Annotated in this window: 15 protein-coding genes; 12 read left to right on the plus strand and 3 right to left on the minus strand. The window is 38.3% G+C overall.

Annotated elements, in window-relative coordinates; translation table 11 throughout:
* Positions 1-5 precede the first annotated feature (5 nt).
* The gene (gene megL, locus HNR27_RS00530; RefSeq protein ID WP_429338403.1) at positions 6-1,226 is read left to right on the plus strand and encodes a methionine gamma-lyase; all 1,221 of its coding nucleotides are present in this window, start codon (positions 6-8) and stop codon (positions 1,224-1,226) included.
* Here the strand turns inward: megL and HNR27_RS00535 are convergent.
* Positions 1,186-1,743 carry a short-chain dehydrogenase gene (locus HNR27_RS00535; RefSeq protein WP_212920284.1) on the minus strand — a complete coding sequence of 186 codons (558 nt, stop codon included), beginning with the start codon at positions 1,741-1,743 and terminating at the stop codon, positions 1,186-1,188. The two genes, megL and HNR27_RS00535, sit on opposite strands and share 41 nt — an antisense overlap.
* Positions 1,744-1,922: 179 nt before the next feature.
* On the opposite strand from HNR27_RS00535, the gene cls reads away from it, so the two are divergent.
* The 7 genes from cls (at position 1,923) to hutG (ending at position 11,475) form a co-directional block, all read left to right on the plus strand.
* On the plus strand, positions 1,923-3,359 hold the full coding sequence (gene cls, locus HNR27_RS00540; protein ID WP_429338404.1) for a cardiolipin synthase: 1,437 nt from the start codon (positions 1,923-1,925) through the stop codon (positions 3,357-3,359).
* A gap of 32 nt (positions 3,360-3,391) precedes the next feature.
* Entirely contained in the window at positions 3,392-3,907 is a 516-nt protein-coding gene (locus HNR27_RS00545) for an acyl-CoA thioesterase (protein WP_212920286.1), read from the plus strand.
* 169 nt (positions 3,908-4,076) lie between these two features.
* On the plus strand, positions 4,077-5,498 hold the full coding sequence (locus tag HNR27_RS00550) for an alanine/glycine:cation symporter family protein (RefSeq protein WP_429338405.1): 1,422 nt from the start codon (positions 4,077-4,079) through the stop codon (positions 5,496-5,498).
* A 600-nt stretch (positions 5,499-6,098) separates the two neighbouring features.
* A complete protein-coding gene (hutH, locus tag HNR27_RS00555; RefSeq protein ID WP_429338406.1) occupies positions 6,099-7,625 on the plus strand; it encodes a histidine ammonia-lyase in 1,527 nt (508 codons plus the stop codon).
* A complete protein-coding gene (hutU, locus tag HNR27_RS00560; protein ID WP_429338407.1) occupies positions 7,618-9,270 on the plus strand; it encodes a urocanate hydratase in 1,653 nt (550 codons plus the stop codon). Before hutH ends, hutU begins: the two co-directional genes overlap by 8 nt.
* Positions 9,271-9,319: 49 nt before the next feature.
* Positions 9,320-10,528 carry an imidazolonepropionase gene (gene hutI, locus HNR27_RS00565; protein WP_212920592.1) on the plus strand — a complete coding sequence of 403 codons (1,209 nt, stop codon included), beginning with the start codon at positions 9,320-9,322 and terminating at the stop codon, positions 10,526-10,528.
* A complete protein-coding gene (gene hutG, locus HNR27_RS00570; RefSeq protein ID WP_429338408.1) occupies positions 10,525-11,475 on the plus strand; it encodes a formimidoylglutamase in 951 nt (316 codons plus the stop codon). Before hutI ends, hutG begins: the two co-directional genes overlap by 4 nt.
* Positions 11,476-11,718: 243 nt before the next feature.
* Here the strand turns inward: hutG and HNR27_RS00575 are convergent, their stop codons facing one another.
* Entirely contained in the window at positions 11,719-12,042 is a 324-nt protein-coding gene (locus HNR27_RS00575; RefSeq protein WP_280530736.1) for a winged helix-turn-helix transcriptional regulator, read from the minus strand.
* Between the two features lie 199 nt (positions 12,043-12,241).
* Here HNR27_RS00575 and HNR27_RS00580 point away from each other — a divergent pair, with 199 nt between their 5' ends.
* The 3 genes from HNR27_RS00580 to HNR27_RS00590 all read left to right on the plus strand — a co-directional run bounded on the left by HNR27_RS00580 (position 12,242) and on the right by HNR27_RS00590 (position 14,735).
* Entirely contained in the window at positions 12,242-13,486 is a 1,245-nt protein-coding gene (locus HNR27_RS00580; protein WP_212920291.1) for an aminopeptidase, read from the plus strand.
* A gap of 130 nt (positions 13,487-13,616) precedes the next feature.
* Positions 13,617-14,390, plus strand: coding sequence for a class I SAM-dependent methyltransferase (locus HNR27_RS00585; RefSeq protein WP_212920292.1), 774 nt, complete (start codon positions 13,617-13,619; stop codon positions 14,388-14,390).
* 24 nt (positions 14,391-14,414) lie between these two features.
* Complete coding sequence (locus HNR27_RS00590) at positions 14,415-14,735, plus strand: hypothetical protein (RefSeq protein ID WP_429338409.1); 321 nt, start codon at positions 14,415-14,417, stop codon at positions 14,733-14,735.
* Positions 14,736-14,808: 73 nt separating this feature from the next.
* Here HNR27_RS00590 and recQ read toward each other — a convergent pair whose 3' ends face one another.
* Positions 14,809-16,956: a DNA helicase RecQ gene (gene recQ, locus HNR27_RS00595; RefSeq protein WP_429338410.1), complete on the minus strand. Its 2,148-nt coding sequence runs from the start codon at positions 16,954-16,956 to the stop codon at positions 14,809-14,811.
* Between the two features lie 323 nt (positions 16,957-17,279).
* On the opposite strand from recQ, the gene HNR27_RS00600 reads away from it, so the two are divergent.
* The gene (locus tag HNR27_RS00600; protein ID WP_212920295.1) at positions 17,280-19,124 is read left to right on the plus strand and encodes a cation:proton antiporter; all 1,845 of its coding nucleotides are present in this window, start codon (positions 17,280-17,282) and stop codon (positions 19,122-19,124) included.
* The last annotated feature ends 76 nt before the right edge of the window (positions 19,125-19,200 follow it).

Here is a 19,200-nt window from a genome sequence, read left to right on the forward strand (position 1 = left end):
AATTTATGGCAAGACATTATAAACATATGGAAACATCTGTTATTCATGAAGGCTACGATTCAAAGGACATGTTAGGAAGCCTATCAACACCATTGTTTCAAACCTCTACCTACACATTTGCAACAGCAGAACAAGGGGAAAGACGATTTGCTGGAGAAGAAGAAGGTTATATTTATTCACGTTTAGGAAATCCAACAGTAAAGGTATTAGAAGATAGAATTGCAGCACTAGAAAATGGCGAAAGAGGTCTAGCTTTTGGTTCTGGGATGGCGGCGGTATCTGCAGTTCTTATTGCGTTAACAAAAGCAAATGATCATATTCTTTGTTCATCGGGATTGTATGGCTGCACATTCGGATTGTTAACCATGATGAAAGAAAAATATAATATCTCGCATGATTTTTCCCAAATGGAGACAGAGGAAGATATCCGCTCCAAAATTAGGCCTGAAACAGCATGCATTTATGTAGAGACACCTATTAATCCAACGATGAAGCTAATCGATCTCGAGCTGGTGGTACGTGTTGCTAAGGAATACGGAATTCCTGTAGTTGTTGATAATACCTTCGCTTCTCCTTATCTACAAAATCCACTAGATTTAGGCTGTGATGTGGTGCTTCATAGTGCGACTAAATATATTGGTGGACATGGAGATGTGATTGCAGGACTTGTCGTAGGAAAAAAGGAATTTTTAGATGAGGTCGCCATGACGACTTTGAAGGATATCGGTGGAGTCATATCCCCATTTGATGCGTGGCTCTTATTACGTGGGCTAAAAACACTTCCTGTTAGGATGGATCGGCACAGTGATAATGCAGAAGAAATTTTTAAACGATTAAAAACACATCCTAATGTGACCGAGGTTTACTATCCGAATGATGAATCCCGATCAGATTATGCGATTATGAAAAAACAAATGAGACGAGGTGGCGGTGTTATTTCATTTGAAATAAAAGGAACCAAAAAAGATGCACAAAGCTTTTTAAATAATCTATCCTTCTTGAAAATTGCAGTGTCTCTAGGGGATGCAGAAACACTTATTGAACATCCAGCAACCATGACACATGCAGTGGTTCCAGGAGAATCTCAGAGAGATATGGGCATCACGGATCAGCTTATCCGCTTATCTGTCGGTCTAGAGGCATGGGAGGATATTTGGCATGATTTAGAGCAAGCACTAAATAAAATTAATGTGGACGCATACTCCAAGGCTTTAGAGTCCCGATAATAGCTTCTGGAATGTTTCGTTTAATTACTTTTATCACACCATTGGAGATTTCGTCATGTGTAAGCCATCTTGAACTGCCATCTTCAAGCACAAATCCCAAATAAACACGTCTGTATTCACACGCTTCCGGTACAGTCGTGTTTTCTTTTACAAAGAAAGAAGAGCTTCCTTGAACATGAATTAATTTCCATGGCTCTATTCTTGTCTCTACCTCTTTTAGAATCGTTGATAATGCAAGTGGCGCAGAGTTATGTATCCAACTAACAATTAAGTCTGGGCAACCTCCATGCTGGTCTATTACTTCTCGCACCTTCCCCTTTAATGCCTGTGTATCATGATAGTCAACCGTGAGCGAATGCAATTGATTTGGTTTTTTACTTTTTTCCTGCATGGATTTGAAACTCTCCGGCTTACGATGTACCACATATACATGATAGCCCTCCTCTACCAGCCATTGACAAACCCCTTCTAGCATACCAGTTCCACCAATCACAAATGCAAATAGTTTTTTACTCACGATTTCATCTCCCTTCTGTTATAGTATTATATAGCAAATTGTTCTGTATAATCGATTTTATCACAACGTAAGCTAAAGGAAAGTTTCAATAAAAAGAGAAAGTGAAAAAATTGGCAATTTTATGCCTTCCTTAGCTTTCATTTATTGCTTCATTATTATGATTAAAAGGGGTAAATAGCATGGAAATTATGCCCTATATATTTCTAGCTTTAATAATTTTTAATATTACATTAGGACTTTCAATAGTATTCTTAGAAAGAAAAGATGCGTCAGCAACATGGGCATGGTTAATGGTTCTTTTATTTGTCCCTGTGGTAGGTTTTTTTCTATATTTAATTTTCGGACGAAGAATAAGTGGAAAGCGTATTTTTACTTGGGACGCAAAGGCAAAGCTTGGCGTAAAGGCAAAGGTTCAGTCTCAGATAAGAGCAATTGAAAATGATAAGTTCATTTTTAATGACCTAGCAGAGTATCGGGATTTATATTATTTACATTTGCGAAATGATGCTGCAATCTTTACTCAGAATAATAAGGTGGATCTATTTGTAGATGGAAATGAAAAATTTCAGGCATTGTTAAATGATATGGAAGCTGCTAAAGACCATATACATCTTTTATACTATATTATACGTCATGATGAGCTCGGACAACGAATAGCAAATATGTTAATTAAGAAAGCACAAGAGGGTGTAGAGGTTAGACTACTATATGATGCACTTGGAACACGATATCTACGTCCTAAATATCTTCGTACATTAAAACGGGCGGGTATTCAAGTAGCAGCATTTTTCCCTTCACTGATTCCTAAAATTAATTTTAAAATTAATTATAGAAACCACCGTAAGCTAGCAATTATTGATGGGGAAATAGGATATATTGGTGGCTTCAATATTGGCGATGAGTATGTAGGGAAGAGTAAAAAATTCGGTCATTGGCGTGATACCCATTTGAGAATATGTGGGGATGCGGTTCAAGGGATGCAAACCCGTTTCATTTTGGATTGGAATCAGGCGTCAAAGAATGATATTCTGTATGATGATCGTTATTATACAACACATTCCTGTGGCGATGTTGGGGTACAAATAGTTTCAAGTGGACCTGACTCTGACTGGGAGCAAATCAAAAATGGTTATATTAAGATGATATTGTCAGCTAAGGATTATGTTTACATACAGACTCCTTATTTTATTCCAGACGAGAGCTTAAAGGATGCCATTCGTATCGCAGCATTATCCGGTGTTGATGTAAAAATCATGATTCCTAATAAGCCTGACCACCCATTTGTATATTGGGCAACCTTGTCCTATGTTGGAGATATGCTAGAGGCGGGTGCTGAAGTGTATATCTATCAAAAGGGATTCCTTCATTCCAAGACAATCGTGGTTGACGGGAAAATTGCATCCGTAGGAACAGCTAATATTGATGTGAGGAGCTTCCGATTGAATTTCGAAGTGAATGCTTTTTTATATAATAGAACTCTAGCTTCCAGTCTAGTAAAAGAATTCCATATTGATATTGAGAATTCAACACAAATGACGAAAAAACTGTACAGTAAACGATCCGTAGGCATTAAAATAAAAGAGTCCATCTCGCGGTTAATATCACCAATACTATAACAAAACGAAAAAATAAATGGAGTGAATTCATCATGAAAAGAAAACCTTGTTCCGATTCATTAGCAGTAAAAACTTCCCATGTATTACCACCAGACACGAATTATCACGGAACACTTTTTGGTGGAACATTAATGGCACATATTGATGATGTAGCTGCAATTGCAGCAGTAAGACATTGCCGTAAAGCGGTTGTAACTGCTTCTACGGATTCAGTGGACTTTTTAGAGCCTGTTAAAGAAGGAAACTCTATTTGTGTAGAAGCCTTTGTAACCTATACTCGAAATACATCGATGGAGGTATTTGTTAAAGCAGTATCAGAGGATCTTCTATCTGGTGAGCGCAAGGTTTGTGCAACAGCCTTCCTAACCTTTGTTGCGGTTGACGAAGATTTGCGCCCTATTCCAGTACCAGAGGTATATCCGGTTACCGAATCTGAGAAATTACTACATGAAGGTGCAAAGGAACGAGCTGAACTTAGAAGAGAACGGAGAAGGAATTCCAAAGAGTTTGCAGCACGATTTGGAACAAGCTATCCTTGGAATAAATAAAGCCTTGTAGAAATATTACGTTTAGAATTTTCTTAGAGTATGAATAGTAGCCTTGAGAAGAGAGGTCTAGTTTTAATAGGCTTCTTTCTTTTTGAGGGATTTTTTCATAATTGGTTATGCTAATTAATAATAATGAGATTAGATGTCTGTTACTGAAAGGGGAAGTTTAATGGGTTTTTTAGAAGGGCTAGTTGATTCTATTAATGAAGTGTTATGGTCATACATACTTATTATTGTTCTGATTGGATTAGGATTATATTTCACTATTCGTACAAAGTTTATCCAGATTCTTAATTTTCCTGAAATGATACGTGTTTTGTTTGATAAGCGTACAATCGATGCATCAGGTAAAAAAGGTACATCCTCCTTTCAAGCATTTGCAATAAGTGCTGCTTCAAGAGTTGGAACAGGAAACCTTGCAGGAGTAGCCTCTGCTATAGCAGTAGGTGGACCAGGGGCAATTTTTTGGATGTGGGTCATTGCACTACTTGGTTCTGCATCTGGTTTTGTAGAAAGTACGTTAGCTCAAATTTATAAGGTGCCTGAGAAAAATCAATATCGTGGTGGGCCAGCATACTATATGGAAAAAGGTCTTAAAAATCGCTGGTTAGGAGTTATTTTTGCTATCACGATTACGTTTACATATGGACTTGTATTTAATTCTGTACAATCAAATACAATAAGTTTAGCATTTGAAGGACAATTTAATATTTCGGAAGGCACAATAGCGATTGTGTTGATAATACTAACGGCTGCCGTTATTTTCGGCGGGATAAAAAGCATTGCTAATGTGTCGCAGGTTATTGTTCCAATCATGGCTATTCTTTATTTGGCTATTGCTTTTTATGTAATAATCATCAATCTTGATGCAATCCCAGAGATATTCTCGTTAATTTTTGCAAATGCTTTTGGAATTAAAGAGGTAGCTGGAGGCGGCTTTGGAGCAGCTATTATGATGGGAATTAAGCGGGGTCTATTTTCGAATGAAGCCGGAATGGGTAGTGCACCAAATGCTGCAGCAACAGCAGAAGTGTCCCATCCAGTTAAACAAGGACTAATTCAGGCATTAGGGGTGTTTTTTGATACGTTATTAATTTGTTCGGCAACTGGATTTATTATCCTATCAGCAGGAGGTTATGCTGGCAGCAAACTAGACGGTATTCAATTAACCCAGAATGCCATTACACAGCATATAGGCCCATGGGCTGGCATATTTGTAGCAGTTGCTATATTTCTATTTGCCTACAGCTCGATTTTAGGTAACTATTATTACGGAGAAAGTAATATTGGATATATTAAAAATAGTCCAGGCTGGTTATTTATCTATCGATTAGCTGTATTAGCGATGGTGGCATTTGGAGCTCTAGCAAGCTTTGACTTTGTCTGGGCACTAGCCGATTTGACAATGGCAATCATGGCATTAATAAACCTTTATGCAATAATGAAACTATATAAAATTGTCCATCGAGTCCTTCAAGATTACCGAGTACAAAGAAGAGCTGGAAAGGATCCAGTTTTCAATCGAGAAATATTAGATGATACATCTGGGATTGAATTTTGGGAGCCAGGTCAGGTGAAAGGAAAGGAATAGAAGTGGAGAGACACTCACTCATATGAAGTGGGTGTCTTTTATGTTGGAGAAGGGCTGTAAGCATCATTTTAACAGAAGATAAGGTTTGAAATGAATCATAGAAGGACTGTAAGCATCATTTCAACCGTAGAAGAGGACTGAAATGAATCATAGAAGGGATGTAAGCATCATTTCAACCGTAGAAGAGGACTGAAATGAATCATAGAAGGGCTATAAACATCATTTCAACAGTAAATAAGGTTTGAAATGAATCATAGAAGGACTGTAAGCATCATTTCAACCGTAGAAGAGGATTGAAATGAACGATAGAAGGGCTATAAACATCATTTCAACAGTAAATAAGGTTTGAAATGAATGATAGAAAGAATATACACATCATAACTAGATGAGATTCATTAATAAAACCATTGAAATATTTAAAGTAAACGCTTACAATGAAAAGTAAGAATAGTGAGAACATATGAGGTGCTGAAATGGTGATTCATAAACTGCAGTATCATCAACAGCTTAATAATCAAGGAGGCTTGGTCTAAGGATCGCAAGCCTCCTTTTTATTTGGGCACTTTAACTTGCTAAAACGATACTATGGAGGTGTAGGATATGGTTGTATTAACCGGGAATTCATTAACCTTGGAAGATATAAAGCGTGTTGTAATGGAGCACGAGTCTGTTACCCTTTGTGATATTCAACGAAAGAAGATAGAACTAAATCGGCAAACAGTAGAAGAAATGCTAAATGAAAAACGAGTGATGTATGGAATTAATACAGGTTTCGGAAAATTTAGTGATGTTTTGATAGAGGATGATGATCTAGAAGAGCTTCAACTCAATTTAATCCATTCACATGCATGTGGGGTGGGAGAACCATTTGATGAAAAAATAAGTAAGGTGATGGTTTTACTGAGAGCAAATGCGCTTGCACAGGGATATTCAGGAGTTCGACCGGAGCTTATTCAACAATTAATCGATATCCTGAATGTTGGTATAGCACCAGTGATTCCGCAGCAGGGGTCACTTGGTGCGAGTGGCGATTTAGCTCCGCTCTCCCATCTAGCACTTGTTTTACTTGGTGAGGGTGAAGTGTTTTATCAAGGGAAAAGGATGCATACATTAGATGCCTTTCAACAAGTGGGTTTAATACCAATATCACTTAAGGCAAAGGAAGGCTTAGCACTCATTAATGGGACACAAGCAATGACGGCAGTTGGAGTTATCACGTATTTAGAGATGGAAAGGCTTTTATATCAAAGTGAGCTTACGGCTGCCATGACAATGGAAGGATTACACGGAATCATGGATGCATTTGATGCAGATGTTCACCGTGTAAGGGGACATCAGGAGCAAATGGATGTAGCGAAACGCATACGAGAGATTTTACATGATAGTGAATTGACAACAGCACAAGGAGAAATGCGCGTTCAAGATGCCTATACGATACGATGTATTCCTCAGGTTCTAGGGGCGTGCTGGCAGACACTACATTATGCAAAAGAAAAACTAACGATAGAGATAAATGCTGTTACGGACAATCCATTAATCTTCTCGGATGACAATAAGGTAATCTCTGGTGGAAATTTTCACGGTGAGCCAATTGCTTTTACAATGGACTTCTTAAAGCTAGGTATAGCAGAGACTGCAAATGTATCCGAAAGAAGAATCGAAAGACTGGTGAACCCACAATTAAATGATCTTCCTGCTTTCTTAAGTCCAAAACCAGGCTTAGAGTCAGGAGCAATGATTATGCAATATAGTGCGGCTTCTCTTGTGTCAGAAAATAAAACACTAGCACATCCAGCAAGTGTCGATTCCATTCCGTCATCTGCTAATCAAGAGGATCATGTGAGCATGGGAACAATAGCAGCAAGGCATGCACTAGCTATGCTGCAAAATACAAGACGTGTCATAGCAATAGAACTTATATGTGCCATGCAAGCAGTTGAATATCGCGGTATCGAAAAAATGGCAGAGAAAACGCGTTTATTTTATGAAAAGGCAAGATACATCGTTCCTAGTATTACAAAGGATCGAATTTTCTCCATAGATATTGAAAATTTAGCGGATTGGTTAAAAGAGTCACAGGAAAGTGATGTTACGAATTTAAAAGGAGAGGTGAGGGTTTATGAATAAGGTAAAGGTATGTGCGAAAAAGGGCATGGATTTAGAGTGTAAGGGCTGGGAGCAAGAAGCTGCTCTTCGGATGCTGTATAACAATTTGGATCCAGAGGTCGCTGAGAACCCTGAGGAATTAGTTGTTTACGGTGGAATTGGAAAGGCAGCACGTAATTGGGATGCTTTCCATGCAATTGTTAAAACGCTCCGTAATCTAGAGAATGATGAAACAATGCTGATCCAATCAGGAAAGCCTGTTGGTGTTTTTAAAACACATCGTCATGCGCCACGAGTGTTACTTTCTAATTCAGTGCTTGTTCCAAAATGGGCAAACTGGGAGCATTTTCATGAGTTGGATAAGAAAGGGCTTATTATGTATGGCCAAATGACTGCTGGAAGCTGGATTTATATTGGAACACAAGGTATTTTACAGGGAACCTATGAAACATTTGCTGAGGTTGCTAGAAGGCATTTTGGCGGTACTTTAAAAGGAACGATTACTTTAACGGCAGGGCTTGGTGGTATGGGAGGCGCTCAGCCACTGGCAGTCACCATGAATGAAGGGGTTGTGATTGCCGTCGATATTGATAGAAGTAGAATCGAAAAGCGAATCAAGACGAAATATTGTGATGTCGTGACGGAAACCATAGATGAAGCGGTTGCCTTAGCCAATGAAGCGAAGGAAAAAGGGAAGGCATTATCGATTGCGTTAGTAGGAAATGCTGCCGAAGTTCACCATGAGCTACTTAGGAAAGAGATCAAAATTGATATAGTGACAGACCAAACATCTGCCCATGATCCTCTAAATGGTTATATTCCTATTGGTTATTCAGTTGAAGCAGCAGCGGTTTTGCGAAGAGAAAATCCGGAGAAATATATGACTCTTGCTAAGCAAAGTATGGCTAGACATGTAGATGCGATGTTAATTTATCAAGAAAGAGGTTCTGTTGTCTTTGACTATGGTAACAATATTCGTCAGGTTGCAAAGGATGAAGGAATCGTAAATGCATTTGATTTTCCTGGCTTTGTTCCAGCATATATTCGACCACTATTTTGTGAAGGAAAAGGACCGTTCCGTTGGGCAGCATTATCTGGCGATCCAGCAGATATTTATCGCACAGATGAATTGATTAAGGAGCTTTTTCCAGAAAATGAAGCATTAATCCGTTGGATAGATATGGCTAGAGAGCGTGTGGCTTTTCAAGGATTACCATCTCGAATTTGTTGGCTAGGGTATGGGGAACGCGTGAAAATGGGATTAGCAATTAATGAATTAGTGCGTAAAGGTGAATTGAAAGCGCCTATAGTTATTGGGCGTGACCACCTTGATTGCGGTTCCGTTGCTTCACCAAACCGTGAAACGGAGGGGATGCAGGATGGTAGTGATGCAGTTGGTGACTGGGCAGTACTTAATGCATTAATTAATACTGCAGCAGGTGGGTCTTGGATTTCTTTCCACCATGGTGGAGGTGTCGGAATGGGATATTCACTTCATGCTGGAATGGTAGCTGTTGCGGATGGCTCGGAATTAGCTAGGGAGAGACTAGAAAGAGTACTCACTACCGATCCTGGAATGGGGATTATCCGCCATGCCGATGCGGGCTATGAAAAAGCAATTAATTTTGCAGAGGAACATGATATTACGATTCCTATGAGGAGGTAATAAAGTGCAGGTTGATATTCTAATAACAAATATTGGTGAGTTACTGCCCATGGATAAAAAGGGCCCTGTTCGAGGGAAGGCAATGTCTGAACTAACTGTTTGGCACGATGCTGCAATTGGGATAAAGAATGACCAAGTAGTTTGGATTGGGTCAGGAGATGAAGCTAAAGTTCTAGAAGCTTCGAATGTAATGGATGCAAAAGGTAGGCTTGTTACCCCTGGATTAGTTGACCCACATACCCACCTCGTTTTTGGTGGGTCCCGTGAAAAGGAAATGGCGCTTAAGCAACAAGGAATTCCGTACTTAGAAATTTTAAAGCAAGGTGGAGGAATATTATCTACGGTAAGAGCAACACAAGCAGCATCCTTTGAGGAGCTTTTAGAAAAAGCACTCTTTCATCTTGATCGGATGGCAATGCATGGCATTACAACTGTTGAAGCAAAAAGTGGCTATGGGCTTGACCATGATACAGAAATGAAGCAGCTTCGGGTGGTAAAAGAAGCAAATGAGAAGCATCCATTGGATATTGTTTCTACCTTTTTAGGTGCACATGCTATTCCAGAAGATTATAAGAATAATCCAGAGGCATTTTTGGTATACATGAGTGAGCTTTTTGAACCAATACGAGAAGAGAGGCTTGCAGAGTTTGTTGATATTTTTACTGAAACAGGTGTATTCTCTGTTCCGCAGTCGCGTAGATATTTAATGAAGGCAAAGGAAATGGGATTCGGTCTTAAAATACATGCCGATGAGATTGATACACTAGGTGGGACGGAGCTTGCGGTAGAACTAGGTGCAGTAAGTGGAGATCACTTAGCAGTTACCTCTGACGAAGGAATAGAAAAACTAGCAAACTCCGATACTATCGGTGTTATTTTGCCAGGCACTAGCTTTTATCTTGGTAAAGATGATTATGCAAGAGCAAGACAAATGATAGACGCTGGTGCAGCTATCGCTATTTCAACTGATTTCAATCCAGGTAGTTCGGTGACGGAAAACCTTCAGCTCATTATGTCTATTGCGGCATTAAAACTGAGACTATCCCCTGAAGAAATTTGGCATGCAGTTACGGTAAATGCTGCACATGCTATTGGAAGAGGAGAAGTTGCAGGTTCAATTGCAGTTGGTAGGAAGGCAGATATCGTTTTATGGGATGCACCAAATTATTTATATATCCCGTATCATTATGGGGTAAACCATGCTAATACCGTCATTAAAAATGGAAAAGTAATTTTTGAAAGGCAGGCGATACGATGACAGAAATACGTCATTTGAGGCCTGCTGGTAAAGCTATTTTTAAGGACCGCTATACAACGAAGGCAAAGGAGCTATTAACGAACTGGCTACCAAGAAAGAGTGCTAAATACGGAATTATCGGTCTCCCATTATCCAAATCATCCATTAGTTATTCTGGTGCGGCATTTGCTCCCGGTGCCATCCGTGAAGCACTACAAAGCTACTCGAATTATGCCGGAGAGATTGGTATAGAGTTGACAGATGAGATAATAGACTTTGGGGACTTAGAAATGCACCCTACCGATACCATCGGAAATCATACTCGGTTATATGAGGGATTATCGGATATTTACCAGACAAAGGCTGTAAATAATTGGTTTTTATTAGGTGGGGATCACTCTGTCAGCTATGCTTCTATTCGCGCTTTTAAGGAGCAACTTGGCTCGGTTGGTATTATCCAGTTCGATGCCCATCATGATCTACGGAATATGGAAGATGGTGGACCAACAAATGGAACGCCATTTAGAAGGTTGCTAGAGGAAGGGATTATAGATGGACGGGATTTAGTCCAAATTGGAATCCGTGATTTTACGAATGCCAAGCAGTATCATAATTATGCTATGGAACAGGGAGTAACCGTTTATACAATGGCAACTGTGCGAGAAATTGGGCTGAATGCTATTTTAGAACAAGAGATTGACAGATTAGCAAAGTGCACCAACCATATTTATCTATCAGTGGATATGGATGTCTTGGATCAGGCATTTGCCCCTGGGTGTCCAGCAATCGGTCCTGGTGGGATGGATAGTACTACATTATTGAATGGAATTCACTTCGCTGCACAGCATGAATGTGTAAAAGCAATGGATATCGTAGAAATTGATCCAACGATAGATATTCGGAATATGACAAGCCGTGTAGCAGCATATGTATTATTAGAATATATGAAGGGGAAGGCTAGTATGTAAAAAAAGTCCCCAGCCTGGGGACTAAATTAAACATTCGACAAATCTTTCTATTAGAGGGATTCTAATAGAACACAGTTTGCTAAGGAAAGTTAAAATTACATAAAGAAGTATTTTAATAGACTTAGGTTAATCTTGATTTATTCGTAATGCCTATTTGTCTGGCTCTAAAAGTCCAATCACCATCGATGAGAGCTAAAATGTTAATTGGCTATACTCTTCCAATATGCGTTAATGGTTAACAGCCTATGCTTCTTCTAATTCTTCCTTTGTAATCCATTTATTTGCCCAGTCCTGGATGTCTTCAATAACAGGACGAAGTGATTCACCTTTTTTGGATAGTGAATATTCAATACGAACTGGAAATTCGGAATATATATTTCGATCGACGATGCCTTCTTTTTCAAGCATCTTTAGACGGTCAGAAAGTAGTCTCCCACTAATAGGTAAACTGGATTCCATTTCAGAGAAACGCTTAGCACCGTCTAACAATTCAAAAAGAATAAGTCCGACCCAGCGTTTACTGATAATTTGCATGGCTTTTTCAAAACGTGGGCATAGTTCACTCACTCAGATCACCTCACTATCGGCATCGGAAGTCTTCATTAGCTTACAAAAAGTAACTATAACAATTTTAACATAACGTAATGAAGAAGTAAAATACAAAAAATGACACCAAAACTGGTTATACGAATATATGTTAGTTGGATATTTTAGTATTTTATGAAATAATAACAATACAATGAATTTAATATTTGGAGGTTTCAATATGGTATCACAGCAAACACAAGAGAAATATGCAGAATTAGCTTTACGTAAAGGTGTAAATATACAAAAAGGTCAAGCATTAATGATTAACTCTACCATTGAGGGCGCAGAGTTTACAAAGATTGTTGCAAAAAAGGCATATGAGTTAGGTGCAAAGGATGTACATATTATCTGGGGAGATGATGATTTAACACTTTGGAAATATCAATATGCTCCAGATGAGGTATTAGAGCACTTTCCAGAGTGGAAGGTAAAGCTACACGATATGTACGCTGAAGATGGAGCGGCAGTTCTTTCGATTCGATCAACAAATCCAGATTTATTAAAGGATATTGATCCTACAAAAGTAGCTAAAGCAAATAAAGCGGCAGCACTTGCAATGACAAATTTTCGTAAGTATACAATGAACGACAAAATTACATGGTCTATTATTTCGATTCCAACAGGTGATTGGGCACAGAAAATTTTCCCGGAAAAATCTCGTGAAGATGCAATAGCAAGTCTCTGGGATGCTATCATTAAAATTGTTCGTGTTGACCAAGAAGATCCGATTAAAGCATGGGATGAGCATAATGCAACCTTAAAAACGGCTCGTGAAATCTTAAATGATAAGAACTATAAAAAGCTGGTATTCAAAGCACCAGGTACAGATTTGGAAATGGAGCTTCCAGAAGGACATATTTGGAAGGGTGGTTCTGCAGTATCAGAAAAGGGGATTACATTTAATCCAAACATGCCAACAGAGGAAGTTTTCTCCATGCCACATAAATATGGTGTAAATGGAACGGTATCAAGTACAAAGCCATTAAATTATGGTGGAAGCCTTATCGACAACTTTAGCCTAACATTCAAAGACGGAAAGGTTGTTGATTTCAAGGCTGAAGTAGGTGAAGATACATTAAAACATCTACTTGAAACAGATGAAGGTGCAAGTCGTATCGGAGAAATTGCTCTAGTGCCACACGAATCTCCTGTTTCTCAATCAGGCTTAATCTTCTACAACACATTATTTGATGAAAATGCATCTTGTCATATCGCACTTGGTAAAGCGTACCCAACGAATGTGAAGGGTGGATCAGCTATGAGTGAGGTGGAACTAGATAAGGCTGGTGTCAATGATAGCCTTGTACACGTGGACTTCATGATTGGCTCTGAGAAGCTTGATATCGATGGTGTAAAAGCAGATGGATCAACAGAACCGGTATTCCGAAATGGAACATGGGCACTGGATATGAAGGGGAAATAAGAGCAAAAGAAAAACTGTTACACAGTGAATGTGTAACAGTTTTTTGTTTAAACGGCAATTTCCTATTGTGAAAAAGGGATACATATCTGTGTTATAATAAATTTGGAAAATTTTGATTTGGGGGATAAACATGGATATTATAAAACAAAATTCAATCGCCTGGGACCAAAAAGTAGAGGATGGAGCAACATACACAAAACCAGTCGCAAAAGAGATTATAGAAAAGAGTAAAACAGGGGATTGGGAAATAACGGTTACTACTGTAAGAAAAGTACCTAGAGGTTGGTTTCCGGATTCTATAAAAGGATTAAAGATACTATGCTTGGCTTCGGGTGGAGGACAACAAGGTCCTGTTTTAGCTGCAGCTGGAGCAGATGTGACCGTTGTGGATATGTCTTTGAAGCAATTAGAGCAGGATAAGTATGTGGCAACACGGGATGGGCTGAATATTACAACCATACAAGGCAATATGAAAGACCTTCATTTTTTAGAAGAGGATACATATGACATGATTATCCATCCTGTTTCAAATGTATTTGTGGATGATGTTTTACCAGTGTGGAAGGAAGCTGCAAGGGTGCTTAAGGAAGGTGGCATTCTAATCGCTGGATTTACTAATCCTCTTCTATATATTTTTGATGATGAAGCGGAAATGAAGGGGAAATTAGAGGTTAAGCATAAAATTCCGTATTCTGATTTAGAAGCACTTTCTAAGGAAAAGCTAGAGGAGTTTAGAAAAAACAAACAAACGTTTGAATTTGGTCATACATTAGAAGATCAAATTCAAGGACAGATTGATGCTGGCTTTGTTATTACAGGATTTTATGAGGATGATTTTGGTGGTACAAGATTGTTAGATAATCATATTAAAACATTTATAGCGACACGTGCTTTAAAAAAGTAACACGATGGAAATGGATTGTAGGATATGAACGTTGGTGAAATAGATACCTTTGTTTTACTTAGACCTATGTTTACGATGCTATTTGTTTTCTCACTCATTATATTGATTCTACTTATTGTACCGAAAACGAAGTATTATATGAATGGTTTAATGGTAATCGGATCATCTGTTATGCTATCGGTAATAGCAGCACAGTTATTGTGGACGGAAGGTGTATTAGCAGACGAGCTTGGCATAGCTGGTGACGTAATATCAATACTATTGTTTGCTGCTATATTAGGTTTAGCAATTTTATCTTGTATCCTTTTTTATGTACAGAAGAAGAAAGTCACAGATAGAAAATGATTCCTTGATAAGGTAAAAAGGTATCCATATGTGGATACCTTTATCGACATCGAAGAATGATTATTACAACTGACTACATAAGCCCATTCTTCACCAGAACAGCTTTTATCTTTGTATAATCATAATCCTCTGGCAATGCCTCTTTAAGTGGCTTTAACTTAGGCTCTTCTACCACTTCTCTTGTTGCAAGTACCTTTGCCTCCTCTTCATTAGTAAAGAAGATATCCCAAGCAATTGGATAACCATCCTGGAATGCTTTGAAAAGATGACTTTCAACTGTAATCGTAGTCATCTCTCGAATAGCGGCTATTTCCTTTATTGATTTTCCGGACTGAAATAGCTTATAGCTTACTAAATGACTTGGGCCTTCATCTTCTTTTCTTTTTGGTTTGGAAGCATTCTGTGCACTACCAGTAATTTTAATTCTTCTTTTAGCCTCGGGATGATCATTACGCCATTTACGAATAACTTCTAAAAAGATATCCCCATATTGGTCGTATTTTTTCTCGCCGATTCCTTTAATTTCAAGCATATCTTCCTTCGTTTCCGGGAAATACCTACTAAGCTCTTTTAAGGTAACATCTGAAAATAGAACATAGGGTGGAACATTTTGTTCGTCCGCTAGTTTTTTACGTAATTGACGTAACGCATCAAATAAATCCTTATAGTAATCATCCTCTTCCGTCGTAGGGATGGATACCATGTACATTTCAACAGTTCTACTCCCTTTTAAAACATCGATGGAATTTTTGTTTAGCTTTAATGTTGGGTATTTCCCCTCTTCTGTTGCAAGCAATTGTTCAGCAATCAAAAAGTGAATTTTTTCAGTGATTTCCTTCTCTGTATAGGTAGACAATAGCCCATAGGTAGTCAGGTTGTGAAGTTGGAACTCTTTCAGCTTTTTATCGTTAGAACCTTTTAATACCTTGGCAGTCATGCTAACACCAAATCGCTCTCCCATGCGTTTAACACAGGATAAAATCATTTGTGCTTCTTCAGTAATGTCTGTTTTTTCTGTCTTGCTAACACAGTTGCTACAGCGACCACAATTTATATGCTCGGAGCTATCATTAAAATAATCTAAAATATACGTATGTAAGCAGCTCTGGGTATGGCAATAATTAACCATTGCCTGTAATTTCCTATACTCATTTTGTTTCGCATTTTCATCCATCAAGGAGCGCTCAATTAAAAACTTTTGCAGTTGAATGTCCTGTGGTGAAAATAACAAAATACAGTCACTGTTTTCTCCATCGCGCCCCGCCCTACCAGCTTCCTGATAATAGGATTCAATATTCATTGGCATGGCATAGTGAATCACATAACGAACATTGCTTTTATCAATACCCATTCCAAAAGCGTTAGTGGCGATCATAACTTGCTTCTCGTCATGTATAAAGGCTGCTTGCTCCTCTTTACGTTCATTTTCAGACATCCCAGCATGGTATTTCGCAACATTGACTCCTCTTTTTAATAATTGCTCATAAATAGCGTCTGCCTGTTTTCGCGTAGCTGTATAAATGATACCAGAATCATCTAGATGATCCTCTAAATAAGAACGGATAAAGGAAAAACGATCACGTCCTTTTATAATATGAAATGTGAGATTTTCTCTCGCAAAACCGGTATTAATGACATGCTGCGCTTCAATCTGAAGTAATGTCTGTATATCAGCAATTACCTCTTCAGTAGCTGTAGCGGTTAATGCCATAAATACAGGGATATTGCCAAGCTTTTTTAAATTTGGAACAATAGACCGGTAGCTTGGACGGAAATCATGCCCCCATTGAGAGATACAGTGGGCTTCATCAAAAGCAACCAGAGAAATGTTAAGCTGCTTCATTGTATTTATAAATGTCTGGGATTCAAATCTTTCGGGAGCAACATAGACAAATTTATATTGGCCTTTAACTATTTCTTCCATTCGACTATCCTGTTCGGAATTGGTTAAGGAGCTGTTAATAAAGGTTGCTGAAATTCCTAATGCAACTAATGAATCGACCTGATCCTTCATGAGGGATATTAGTGGAGAAATGATAATAGCTGTTCCATCTAAAATAAGACCCGGTATTTGATAGCAAATTGACTTGCCACCACCTGTTGGCATAACAGCTAACGTATTCGTTGCAGACAGAACACGGCTAATTACTTCGTTCTGTCCAGGCCGAAAAGCATCATAGCCAAAGTAACTTTTAAGGACTTTTTCTTTATCTTGAATCATGATACTCCTCCTTCCACTGTTCATCCTACCATAATTTAAAGGTTTAAACGAATCGTAAAAACTCGACTTTATAGTCCGAAACATGCTTTCATTCATCAGAATGACTAGCAGAAAAAAGAAGTATTTCCTTTATGTATATCGAGAAAATAAGTTTTGGAAAAAAGTAAATACTACTAAAAAGAAATTTTTGTAAAATAAATACGATGTCATCAACATTTATCCAATATGTAACTAAACCTTATAGGAATTTTAAGGATAAAACGGTTTACTTTTTTAAAGTGGACATTTAGAATGTCCTTATATTTGTAATTAGGGGGTATGTAATGGAGCTATCATTACTTTTTGAAATTATGCTTATATTCTTCCTGGGTATTGGTTCACAATGGGTTGCTTGGCGCTATCGGATGCCAGCAATTGTGGTCATGGCCGTTACAGGGTTAATCATAGGTCCACTATTTGGCTTGATCAATCCAGAGGAGGATTTTGGTAGTCTATATAAACCGATCATCTCAGTTGCAGTAGCAATTATTTTATTTGAAGGAAGCTTAAATTTAAGCTTTAAAGAGCTGAGGGGCCTTGGAAAACCGGTATTTCGAATTGCGACAGTTGGTGCATTTCTCGCCTGGATATTTGGTTCATTAACAGCTCATTACATAGCTGGCTTGTCTTGGGCAGTAGCGTTTGTCATCGGTGGGCTATTTATTGTAACAGGTCCAACCGTTATCATGCCGTTACTACGACAGTCAAAATTAAAGCCGAGGCCAGCAAAGATTTTAAAATGGGAAGGTATTATTGTTGATCCAATTGGTGCATTATTAGCTGTTTTTGCCTTTGAAATCATTGCTTTTTTAACTGCGAATAACCCAGATGGAACAAAACTTCTTCTCTTTTTTGCAGCATCTATTTTTGCAGCTGTTTTTGGTTGGTTATGTGGACGCGGAATTGGTTGGATATTCGAAAATGGCTATATTCCCGAGTTCCTAAAATCACCTGCAGTATTTACCGCAGTAATTTTCTGTTTCACCATTCCAGATGAAATCATGCATGAAACAGGTTTATTATCCGTAACCGCAATGGGAATTACATTAGCTAATATGGGAATATCCTCTGTTGCAGATATGCGTCATTTTAAGGAAAATATATCAATCCTGTTAATTTCGGCAATTTTTATTATGTTAACAGCGTCACTGCAATTAGATACTATTTTACACATTTTTAGTCCGAATATTATCGGTTATGTTCTCTTGATGATGTTCCTTGTAAGACCACTTTCCATTTTTCTGTCTACGATTGGAACAGGTTTGACGTTTAATGAACGATTATTGGTAGGGTGGATTGCACCAAGGGGAATAGTTGCTCTAACCGTTTCTAGTTATTTTGCAAGTATTCTACTCGGGGCTGGCTATGATGATGCGAATATACTCACAACCCTGACATTTGGGTTAGTCTTCTTTACAGTTATTTCGCATGGGTTTTCAATTGGATGGCTTGCAAAGAGACTAAATCTATCGATGGAAGGGAAACCTGGTACATTAATCGTTGGTAGTAATCTATTTACGGTAGAGTTAGCAAAATCACTTGCAAAGGCAGATGTACCAATCATTATCGTCGATAGCTCTTGGGAGAGGCTTAAGGCTGCAAGGGAAGCGGGTGTACCTTTCTATCATGAGGAAGTATTGTCGGAGCAAACAGAATATCATTTGGATACTATTCCTTATGAATATTTAATTGCTGCAACGGACAGTAAGTCCTACAATTCACTCGTATGTACAACATTTATGCCGGAATACGGAAGAACGAATGTCTTTAAGATAAGCCCATATGATAAGGAATATCGCTCCTCATCTGAAATTGTCTCAAAAGTAGGCGGTAGAATCCTTTTCCGAAAAGAAGTGAATTTAGAAGATTTAGTCGAAAAAATAAACAAAGGGTTTGTATTCCGTCAAACGAATATTACCGAACAATATACGTACAAGCAATATCGTGAAGACCAAGACGAGGAGACAGTATTTCTGTATATTATTAAACCGTCTGGACAAATAAAGTTTTACTCCGAGGAAATGCGTACTGTTCCAAGTACTGGTGACATCATTGTTAGCTTAATGCCAAGAAATAAGGAAAAAGCAAAAATACAAGCAAGACTAGGAAATGGAAATAATAATGAATAATCAATAAAGGAGCATGTTAGCCGATTGGGGTTAACGCTCCTTTTCATTTTGAAAGTATTATTGAAAGGTAGATAGG

Source organism: Ornithinibacillus bavariensis (assembly GCF_050433565.1).
GTDB lineage: Bacteria > Bacillota > Bacilli > Bacillales > Amphibacillaceae > Ornithinibacillus > Ornithinibacillus bavariensis.

Bases quoted from the DNA above. Each gene is read 5' to 3' on its own strand.
- megL (WP_429338403.1), top strand. From the start codon at position 6: ATGGCAAGACATTATAAACATATGGAAACATCTGTTATTCATGAAGGC.
- cls (WP_429338404.1), top strand. From the start codon at position 1,923: ATGGAAATTATGCCCTATATATTTCTAGCTTTAATAATTTTTAATATT.
- HNR27_RS00545 (WP_212920286.1), top strand. From the start codon at position 3,392: ATGAAAAGAAAACCTTGTTCCGATTCATTAGCAGTAAAAACTTCCCAT.
- HNR27_RS00550 (WP_429338405.1), top strand. From the start codon at position 4,077: ATGGGTTTTTTAGAAGGGCTAGTTGATTCTATTAATGAAGTGTTATGG.
- hutH (WP_429338406.1), top strand. From the start codon at position 6,099: ATGGTTGTATTAACCGGGAATTCATTAACCTTGGAAGATATAAAGCGT.
- hutU (WP_429338407.1), top strand. From the start codon at position 7,618: ATGAATAAGGTAAAGGTATGTGCGAAAAAGGGCATGGATTTAGAGTGT.
- hutI (WP_212920592.1), top strand. From the start codon at position 9,320: ATGGATAAAAAGGGCCCTGTTCGAGGGAAGGCAATGTCTGAACTAACT.
- hutG (WP_429338408.1), top strand. From the start codon at position 10,525: ATGACAGAAATACGTCATTTGAGGCCTGCTGGTAAAGCTATTTTTAAG.
- HNR27_RS00580 (WP_212920291.1), top strand. From the start codon at position 12,242: ATGGTATCACAGCAAACACAAGAGAAATATGCAGAATTAGCTTTACGT.
- HNR27_RS00585 (WP_212920292.1), top strand. From the start codon at position 13,617: ATGGATATTATAAAACAAAATTCAATCGCCTGGGACCAAAAAGTAGAG.
- HNR27_RS00590 (WP_429338409.1), top strand. From the start codon at position 14,415: ATGAACGTTGGTGAAATAGATACCTTTGTTTTACTTAGACCTATGTTT.
- recQ (WP_429338410.1), bottom strand. From the start codon at position 16,956: ATGATTCAAGATAAAGAAAAAGTCCTTAAAAGTTACTTTGGCTATGAT.
- HNR27_RS00600 (WP_212920295.1), top strand. From the start codon at position 17,280: ATGGAGCTATCATTACTTTTTGAAATTATGCTTATATTCTTCCTGGGT.